The sequence below is a fragment of the Anaeromusa sp. genome (assembly GCF_028691475.1).
Lineage (GTDB): Bacteria > Bacillota > Negativicutes > Anaeromusales > Anaeromusaceae > Anaeromusa.
The window spans coordinates 1-9,287 of sequence record NZ_JAQUZF010000106.1; the positions used below are offsets into that span (position 1 = coordinate 1).

8 protein-coding genes and 2 riboswitches are annotated in these 9,287 nt (G+C 50.9%); of the genes, 3 read left to right on the forward strand and 5 right to left on the reverse strand.

What is annotated here, in order from left to right:
- Nucleotides 1–63: 63 nt before the first annotated feature.
- Nucleotides 64–2,064 carry a methyl-accepting chemotaxis protein gene (locus PHF27_RS11805; RefSeq protein ID WP_300070274.1) on the reverse strand — a complete coding sequence of 667 codons (2,001 nt, stop codon included), beginning with the start codon at nucleotides 2,062–2,064 and terminating at the stop codon, nucleotides 64–66.
- A gap of 220 nt (nucleotides 2,065–2,284) precedes the next feature.
- Nucleotides 2,285–2,388: riboswitch (SAM riboswitch) on the forward strand.
- 78 nt (nucleotides 2,389–2,466) lie between these two features.
- Between PHF27_RS11805 and PHF27_RS11810 the strand changes: the two genes are divergently transcribed.
- The 3 genes from PHF27_RS11810 to PHF27_RS11820 all read left to right on the forward strand — a co-directional run bounded on the left by PHF27_RS11810 (nucleotide 2,467) and on the right by PHF27_RS11820 (nucleotide 5,478).
- Nucleotides 2,467–2,610 carry a hypothetical protein gene (locus PHF27_RS11810; protein WP_300070277.1) on the forward strand — a complete coding sequence of 48 codons (144 nt, stop codon included), beginning with the start codon at nucleotides 2,467–2,469 and terminating at the stop codon, nucleotides 2,608–2,610.
- Nucleotides 2,611–2,644: 34 nt separating this feature from the next.
- Nucleotides 2,645–2,748: riboswitch (SAM riboswitch) on the forward strand.
- A 199-nt stretch (nucleotides 2,749–2,947) separates the two neighbouring features.
- Nucleotides 2,948–4,081: a PLP-dependent aspartate aminotransferase family protein gene (locus PHF27_RS11815; protein ID WP_300070280.1), complete on the forward strand. Its 1,134-nt coding sequence runs from the start codon at nucleotides 2,948–2,950 to the stop codon at nucleotides 4,079–4,081.
- 257 nt (nucleotides 4,082–4,338) lie between these two features.
- On the forward strand, nucleotides 4,339–5,478 hold the full coding sequence (locus tag PHF27_RS11820; protein ID WP_300070283.1) for a PLP-dependent transferase: 1,140 nt from the start codon (nucleotides 4,339–4,341) through the stop codon (nucleotides 5,476–5,478).
- A gap of 9 nt (nucleotides 5,479–5,487) precedes the next feature.
- Here the strand turns inward: PHF27_RS11820 and PHF27_RS11825 are convergent, their stop codons facing one another.
- The 4 genes from PHF27_RS11825 to PHF27_RS11840 all read right to left on the reverse strand — a co-directional run bounded on the left by PHF27_RS11825 (nucleotide 5,488) and on the right by PHF27_RS11840 (nucleotide 9,170).
- On the reverse strand, nucleotides 5,488–5,778 hold the full coding sequence (locus PHF27_RS11825) for a DUF2325 domain-containing protein (RefSeq protein WP_300070286.1): 291 nt from the start codon (nucleotides 5,776–5,778) through the stop codon (nucleotides 5,488–5,490).
- A gap of 146 nt (nucleotides 5,779–5,924) precedes the next feature.
- Nucleotides 5,925–7,211 (reverse strand): O-acetylhomoserine aminocarboxypropyltransferase/cysteine synthase, encoded by a 1,287-nt coding sequence (locus tag PHF27_RS11830; RefSeq protein ID WP_300070289.1) that lies wholly within the window; start codon nucleotides 7,209–7,211, stop codon nucleotides 5,925–5,927.
- A gap of 31 nt (nucleotides 7,212–7,242) precedes the next feature.
- Entirely contained in the window at nucleotides 7,243–8,160 is a 918-nt protein-coding gene (gene metA, locus PHF27_RS11835; protein ID WP_300070292.1) for a homoserine O-succinyltransferase, read from the reverse strand.
- Nucleotides 8,161–8,303: 143 nt separating this feature from the next.
- Nucleotides 8,304–9,170 (reverse strand): HD-GYP domain-containing protein, encoded by an 867-nt coding sequence (locus PHF27_RS11840; RefSeq protein WP_300070295.1) that lies wholly within the window; start codon nucleotides 9,168–9,170, stop codon nucleotides 8,304–8,306.
- Nucleotides 9,171–9,287: the final 117 nt, after the last annotated feature.

Consider the following 9,287-nt stretch of genomic DNA (forward strand, 5'->3'; position numbering starts at 1 on the left):
TATAGCAAGAAAAACCGGAGCAACGCAAACCAATTGCGCTGCTCCGGTTTTTCAACTTACGTCTCAAGATGTCTGGAAGGTCGCCAGGCGACTTGTGAGCCGCTCAGAAAGACGAGCCATTTCGTCGGCTTCTGTCACTAATTCGTTAGCAGTTGCAACTTGCTGTTGCACTTGTCCCGCTACACGTACCACATCCTCCTCTGTACCTTCTGACGAAGCGGATAATTCTTCCGCCGCCAAGGAAATCTGTTGCACTGACCGGTTGACCGTCCCTACAGAAGAAGCCATTTGCTGTACCGCGCCAGATACTCGATCCAGCCTTTCTACAATACGAGCAAACTCACTTTGCGCTTCTTTGGACAAATCAACCCCTTGATAAATATCAGCGTTCACACCATGCACTGCAGCTTGCATCTGTTGCGCATGTTCCGCCGCTTCCGCCAGCTGGCGAATAATGGACTCAGAAAAACCTTTTGTCTGTTCCGCCAATTTCCGCACTTCTTCCGCTACCACGGCAAAGCCCCGCCCGGCCTCGCCAGCCCGAGCTGATTCGATGGAAGCATTGAGGGCCAACAAATTGGTCTGATTGGCAATGGAGCTGATGGTCTGCACCGCTTGGTTGATCATCTGCAGCGTCTGCACCAGCTCCCCTGTAGAACGCTCTGTCTGCCCGGCTTTTTCCTGAACCAAGTCAATATTTTCTACAACCTGCTTAAGAATAGACTGACCCGTATGCGCCCGTTCCCTCACATGCTGCGTAGCTTCCCCTGTTTCCACAGACATAGCGTCGATCTGCTGCACTTCGGCGCTGATTTCCTGGAGACTGCCGCCAATTTGCTGGATGGAGCGCCCTTCTTCCTTAGTCACCGCCGCCAAGCGAGACGAAAATAGTTCAATATCCTGAGACGTTTCCTGATTTCCCTCTGCAATACACCGTACCGTTACCGCCGCCCGATTTAGCCGTTCTCCTGCAGACTGCGTACGAACCACCATTTCCTGCAGTGACATTACCATCTCGTCAAACGCCATGCCAACTTTGGCCAGTTCGTCCTGGCCCTCCATGCCGGCTCGGGCTGTCAAATTTCCTGACTGCAATTCGTCAGAAGCCGTCGCCAGCCGTTCCAAACCGAAGGCTAATGAACGATAGACCAGTCCAATCATCAGCGCTGCCAGTACCAATAAGATGAGTGCTGACAAAAGCACGCTATACTTATGACTGCTCATGGTGTCCATGCGTACGTCCAGCAACCGCAGCAATTCGCTGTTGGCTTGGAGCAACAAGGCTGCGTCCGCCGCCTTGGCCGCCGTCGCCGCCTGACGCAGCGCCGCAAAATCCCCCTCAGGAACGTTTTGCAGTTCTCCTTTAGCCAAGAGGGCATTCAACCGGTCTAAAAGCTGTTTCTCCTTTTGCTGCTGCACCAAAAGCTTCTCTTCCAGAGTTTGACGTGTCAGCGCATTTTCCCGAAACGCCACTTGCAAGCCGCCTCGCATAGTCTCAGAAAGATTTTGGATATTTCCTAACGTCATAGCGAGTTCAATACGTTCTTCCACTGTAATTTGCCGCGTTTGCTCTAATTTTTGCAGTTGCAACAATAGATCGGTTTTACGTACAAGTAAGGTTGGCAGCTTCGTAATAACCGTATCCATCGTATAATAACTGTCCAGGTCCGGATCCAAAATCAAGTTAGACCCATCCCCCACTTGAGCGATTAGTTTAACCATGGCGCGTCCTGATTCATGGCCGCGCTTTAAGTCTAATGCGTTTTTCAATTCCTGCAAAGGCAGCTCAGTCTTAAAGTCTTTACCTAAACGGCCATCCACGACCAGCATTTTTCCAAACAAAGACTGTACTTTAGAAGCATCATTGGCCCCTTCCAGTTCCACCAATAATTGTACCGCCGTCTGGCAATATTCCGCCCCGCCTTGTTCCTGCGCGGAAAAATCAAGATTTTTATCAATTTCCTGCACTAGAAAATAAGCCAGCATTGCCACAGGCAGCAATACTAAAACCATCAGCAGAGTAAACTTGCTGCGAAACCGCAGCCGGTTCAGCAACTTCCTCATATTCTTTGCTCCTTTTTTATTACTTTGACGCATTTTAGTCGCTCTCAAAAACACATCTTTTATTTTAAGGTGAACACGCCAAGAACTCAATGTCGGTTTTCGGACATTTGTCGGTATTTCGTCCTTTGAATTATACATTTTTGTTTCAAAATAACTTTTTCACTCTTGACTCCTGCATAAACCCATGGTATTCTCTTTATAAATTAAATAGTTGTTTTACCGCTTATCAAGAGAGGCTGAGGGACTGGCCCGATGACGCCCGGCAACCGGCAGGAAACTGCAGTGGTGCCAATTCCAGCAGGCTAGCCGCCTGGGAGATAAGAGGAGGGCATTTGTTTGCACCCCTTTTCTCTCTAGAGAAGAGGATTTTTTATTTTGCGGAAGTTGACAGGAGGTGCCGTCATGGAACAAAAGGAATTTATTTTTTCACCCGAACAAGCCCATGGTCAGGAAGAGCAGGTGTTGGTGTTTTTAAGTGACGGTTCGGTTGTTACCTGCACTAGCCGCAGCGGCGACAGCTCGTTTCTTCCAACAAGCCTAACCTAATAAAAGCCATACTTTTTAACTTCATATGTAAGTTCTCTTATCAAGAGAGGCTGAGGGACTGGCCCAATGACGCCCGGCAACCGGCAGGAAACTGCAGTGGTGCCAATTCCAGCAGGCAATGCGCCTGAAAGATGAGAGACGTACGGCAGGCCCGTTCGTCTTGGGGCCTGTTTTTTTATTTTCCGGAGGTGACCTTCATGAATCCAAGCACGCCAAAGCCTCCCTGTGAGCCGACCTCGCAGGAAGAAGAAATTGTTATTGTCATCCGCGGCGGCAGTATTGTCAGCTTTACGAAACGTGTAATAGAAAAAAAATAGTATAGCAAGGAGTGACTATCATGCATATTTCTTCACAGCTTGTTCAAATCGGCTGCAAAGCCGATCCTCGCACCGGCTCGTTGAGCACCCCGATTTACCAAACCGCATCCTTCCGCCACCCTGCTTTGGGAGAAAGCACCGGCTATGATTACACCCGCAGCGGCAATCCTACAAGGCAAGCTCTCGAAGAAGGACTGGCCCGCCTTGAAGGAGGCGCCGGCGCCTGTGCGTTTTCTTCCGGTCTGGCGGCTATCACTACACTTTTAATGCTGTATCAGCAAGGCGACCATTTGATTGTCGTCGAAGACTGTTACGGCGGCACTTATCGCCTTTTTGAACAAGTGCTGTCGCGCTTTGGCCTGACTGCTTCCTATGTCGACGCGACCACCCTCGATGCCATCGGACAAGCCTTGCGCCCGGAAACTAAAGCCGTCTTCATTGAAACCCCCACAAACCCCCTCCTGCGCATTGTGGATTTGCGGGCCTTGGCTTCGTTTTGTCGCAGCAATAATCTCCATCTTATTGTAGATAATACGTTTTTGACGCCGTACTTCCAGCGCCCCTTAGAGCTTGGCGCCGACCTTGTCGTACATAGCGGCACCAAGTATCTTGCAGGACACAACGATTTGCTTTGCGGCGTCATCGTCGCTAAAGAACCGGAATTGGCCGAAAAAGTAAAGTTTCTGCAAAATGCTACCGGCGCTATTCTCAGCCCCAGCGACAGTTGGCTGCTCATCCGCAGCTTGAAAACTCTGGCGCTGCGCATGGAAAAGCACAACGCTAATGCGCTGTCTATTTCTCGGTGGCTGCTAGAACACCCAAAAGTCAGCCGCGTATTCTATCCCGGACTGCCGCTGCACAACGGCCATACGATTCATGAAAGCCAAGCCAGCGGCTACGGCGGCATGGTGTCTTTTGAAGTAAATGACCCGGCTTTGGTACCCCAGGTATTGGCTAAAGTCCAGCTCATCCAATTTGCCGAAAGCTTGGGAGGCGTTGAAACGCTGATTACTTTCCCCGCCGTGCAAACCCACGCGGACATTCCCGCCGCCGACCGTGAACGCCTTGGCATCTCTGACTGCCTGCTGCGTCTATCCGTCGGCATTGAAGACGCCGACGACCTCATCGCAGACCTGGATCAGGCTTTAGGCTGAAGAATACAGAGAACGAAAAAGAGAATCAAAGTAACTGAGGGTACGATAGAGGGTTACGAAAACACTATAAAATAAAACAAAGGAGCCGCTGCTTTCATGAGCACTCCGCTAAACTAAGGAGTTTTTTCGCCAGACGAGAAAGAAAGCACAGGCATAGCGGCGCTATACCGAGGCTTTCTGACGATGTCCGGCGGAAAAAGAACCCGTTTAGCGTGAGATGCGAGTAAAGCAACGTCGCCTTCAAGGAGGACTTATATATGCATGATTTTGCTACCCGCCTGCTGGCTCCCGGCCTGCCGGCTAACGAACGCCTAGGGGCCAGCAGCGTCCCTGTATTTCAAACTTCCACCTTTGACCAACGTTATGAAGAAAATGCGCCCTTTGAATACTCCCGCAGCGGCAATCCTACAAGGCAGGCGCTGGAAACGGTAGCCGCAGACCTAGAAGGAGGCAGCCAAGCTTTTGCTTTCGCCTCCGGCATCGCCGCCGTTAGCGCCTCTCTGCTGCTCTTTTCTCAAGGCGATCACATCTTGGCCGCCAGAGATATCTACGGCGGCACGCATCGCGTGTTGACCCGTCTCTGCCCACGCTGGGGCATTGAGCATTCCTTCATTGACCCTAATGACCAAGCGCAGTTGGAAGCGTCTTTGCGCCCCACTACCAAAGCTCTTTATTTAGAAACCCCGTCCAATCCGCTGCTGGCAGTTACCGACCTAAAAGCGGCTTGCGCCTGGGCGAAAAAGCATGAGCTGCTGGTCATTGTCGACAACACCTTTATGACCCCTTTCCTGCAGCGACCATTAGAGTTAGGCGCCGATATTGTTGTGCACTCGGCCACCAAGTTTATCGCTGGACACAGTGATGTCATCGCCGGACTGGTCATTGTCAAAGACAAGGCGTTGGCCAAAGATGTCTACCTTTTGCAAAACGGCCTAGGCGCTGTGCTGGGGCCGCAGGACAGTTGGCTGACCTTGCGCGGCCTGCGCACGCTGCAAGTTCGTCTGGAAGCAGCGCAAAAATCGGCCGCTTATATCGCTGCTGAACTGCAAGGCTGGTCGGAAATAAAAGCCGTCTACTACCCCGGTTTAACCGATCATCCCGGCCGCAGCATTCATGAAGGACAAGCCGACGGCCCTGGCGCCGTGCTTTCTTTCGACTTGGTAAACTTCAAGCTAACGCAACGCCTCTTAGCCCAAGTAAAGTTGCCAGCCGTTGCTGTCAGTCTTGGCGGTGTAGAAAGCATCCTTTCTCATCCGGCCACCATGTCTCATGCTGCCATTCCCGCAGTTGAACGGCAAAAATTAGGCATTGCGGATTCCCTGGTTCGTCTGTCTGTAGGCTTAGAAAATCCAGACGACTTGCTGCAGGATTTACGCCAGGCCCTTCAAGCACGCTAAATAAAGGAATTACACATTCAGACCAATACGCTCCAGCTGCTGCTGCAGAGAACACCAGGATCGCTGCGCGAAAACGGTACGAATTCCCTGGCTTTTCGCTTGTTCTTTAATGTGTTTGGCTGTACCGTGATTAACAAAATCCACCAGCACCACAACCAAAGAGGTGCCGCGCGAAATCTCAAAACGCTTGCGGTCCGCTGTTTTGCGGCCGCAAATATGCTCAACCTCTTTAATTCCATAGTCTTCCAAATTCTTACGCATATTTCCCAAATGGTCAGCGCCTACAATCATTACCGACATACCATCTCCTCCTTTTTTCTTGGCACTAGAAAATTAAGATAAAGAAAAGGCCGGCAAACAGGCGCCTCCGCGCTCTGTTTGCCGGCCTTCCGCTTTCGGATCAGCCGTTTATTCTCTTGTATTACAAATTCACGTTACGCTATCGTTTACTGCTGGGCAGCGGCAAAGCCGCGTTCCAAATCTGTCAAAAGATCTTCTACGTCTTCAATACCGATAGAAAGGCGAATCATGTCATCCGGCGCTCCGGCAGCAGCACGTTCTGCAGCGTTTAGCTGCGAATGAGTCGTGCTGGCCGGATGGATAACCAACGATTTGGCGTCGCCCACATTGGCCAGCAAGGAGAAAAGCTGCAGCGAGTCAATGAACGCTTTGCCTTCCTTCAAGCCGCCTTTGATGCCAAAGGTCAGGATCGCGCCCGCTCCTTTGGGCAGGTATTTTTTCGCCAATTCATGCTGTGAGTCACCTGGCAGTCCTGGGTAATTGACCCAGGAAACCTGCGGATGTTTGGCCAGGTATTGCGCCACTTGCAGCGCATTGTCCGCATGACGGCGCAAACGCAGATGGATGGTTTCCAGACCTTGCAGGAACAAGAAGCTGTTGAACGGGCTGACCGTAGCGCCCAAGTCACGCAGAATCTGCACGCGCAAACGCAGGATATAGGCCAAAGCCCCAAGATCTTTGGTATAGCTCAGTCCGTTATAGCTAGGATCGGGTTCGCTCAAATTGGGAAACTTACCGTTATCCCAGTTGAATTTACCGCTGTCGACAACAATGCCGCCCATGGATGTGCCATGCCCGCCGATAAACTTGGTAGCCGAATGAATGACAATGTCCGCGCCAAAGCGGATAGGCTGCAGCAAGTACGGAGCAAAGGTATTATCTACAATCAGCGGAATGCCGTTTTCATGGGCAATGGCCGCTACCGCTTCAATATCCAGAACGTTAATCTGCGGATTGCCGATGGTCTCCGCATAGATGGCTTTGGTATTAGGTCCAATGGCTTTGCGGAAATTTTCCGGATCGCTGGGATCGACAAAACTTACAGTTATGCCCAATTTAGGCAGCGTATGGGCAAACATATTGTGCGTGCCGCCATACAAGCTAGCCGAACTGACAATGTCGTCTCCTGCTTGGACAATGTTAAAGATGGCGCTGCTAATAGCCGCATGGCCGGAAGCAAACGCAACAGCCGCCGCGCCTCCTTCCAGAATCGCCACCCGTTTTTCAAAAACATCGGTTGTCGGATTCATAATGCGCGTATAAATATTGCCGGACTCCTTCAAGCCGAACAAATTAGCTGCATGCTCACTATCACGGAATGCATAGGCTGTCGTCTGATAAATCGGCACCGCCCGCGAACCGGTGGCTGGATCCGGCTCCTGTCCTCCATGAACCATCAACGTATCTGGCCGTAAATCTGTTGGCAAACTCATTCAACAACACTCCTTTGCATTACTAATCTCACTACAATGTTTCTAAATCATACGGCGTATCTTGGTACATATAGTAGTTAAGCCAGTTGGCGAAAAGCAAATGCGCCGCGCTGCGCCAGGTAACCAGCGGCTTTTGCGCCGGATCGTCCTGGGGATAATAATTGCGGGGCACTGCAATATCCAGTCCTTTGGCAATATCGCGCTCATACTCCTTATGCAGGGTCAGCGCGTCGTATTCCACATGGCCCGTCAAAAAAATCTGCCGGCCCGTGGCATCTGCCACGAGATAGACGCCAGACTCCGTCGATTCCGCCAGAATGCGGAGCTCTCGCACCTGTTCCAGCGATTGCCTACAAATATCGGTATGCCGCGAATGGGGCACATAAAAAATATCGTCTAAACCGCGCAACAACGGTTCTCTCTCGGTAGCCACGCAGCGATGCGGAAAGACGCCGAACATCTTCGCCGGCAAATCCACCTTCGGCACGCCATAGTGATAGTACAGCCCCGCCTGGGCTCCCCAACAAATATGCATGGTCGAATATACATGAGTCTTTGACCATTCCATGATCTCGCATAACTCCGGCCAATATGCCACTTCCTCAAAAGGCATCTGTTCCACCGGGGCGCCGGTAATAATCATGCCGTCATATTTACGATTCTTCACATCCTGGAAGGTCTCGTAGAATTTCACCAAATGCTCTTGCGACGTATTACTCGGCTCATAGGATGCCGTGTACAGCAAGTCAATTTCCACCTGCAGCGGCGTATTCCCTAACAGGCGCAGCAACTGCGTTTCCGTAACGATTTTTGTCGGCATCAAATTGAGCAGCAGCAGCTTCAAGGGACGAATATCCTGCGAGTACGCCCGGTCCTCATCCATGATGAAAATATTTTCGCTTTCCAGCACGCTACGCGCCGGCAGGCGATTGGGTATTTTAATCGGCATAGCATCCTCCGTGCAAAAAAGGTCAGAAAAGCAGCGCTTTTCTGACCTTCAGTATTTCTGATCAGTCAACTTAAACATTGATTACAAAATATCACAGTCTCACCGCGTTGTCAAGACAAAGTGAAAACCACTTCTTAACACTCTCAGCTTTCCACTCTATCCCGGCTGCCCCAGGTTCCTTGCAAACCGCGAATAGCCGCCACCCCTAATTCCGGCTCCCGATCCAGATCCAGATATACCCCTTCTGGCAATTCAAGCAACGGACGCGGGCTCAACGAATGTGGAAATTGGCGAATCACGCCTTCCCTACCGTCATCCAGCACAATGGTCGCCCCTAAAAGCAAATCTTTAAGACGATCCGCCAATTTCATGCAAATAGCTGGATTAAAACGTTCAAACATGCCCTGCAGCAATTCTTCCAACGCTTCCAGCGGCGAATGCGCCTCACGATATGGCCGCGGCGAAACCATGGCATCATACACATCAGCAATAGCTACCAACTGCGCCAAGGGTGAAATTTCATCGCCTTTCAAGCCTTCCGGGTAGCCACTGCCATCCAAACGCTCATGATGGTGTAGCGCCGCCCGGCAGACCCGATCCGGCACGCTCACTCCCAATAACAGCTGATAACTATGAAACGGATGGCAATGCATCACATGCTGTTCATGCGCCAAAAGCACATCTTCTTTCTCCAGGATATATTCCGGCACCCGACTTTTTCCCATATCATGGAGCAGCCCCGCCGTTACAGCATCCCGCACCATAGTTTCATCATAATTTTGCCACAACGCCAGCAAGCCGCACAAAAGACCTACATTCAAACTATGATGCAAGAACGACTCCCGCCCCTGACCAGACATGCTTAAAAGCGAAAAAATATCGGGTTGGTGCAACACAACCATTGTCTCTTCCGCCAACACGTTCAGCTGTTCTTTTTCGACTACGCCGCCATAGCGCAGCTGCTGAAAGACCCCCTCCAGCGTTCCCAGCAAACTTTGATAGCGGTTCAACCCCATAATTTTGGAGTATAGTCTCTATTTCAAGCCATACTGTAGCATAGCTCTTTATTTCATCACAATGTCACGACAAACGGTTGGCCATTGGTCTGCAAAACCATGTTGTGAAAT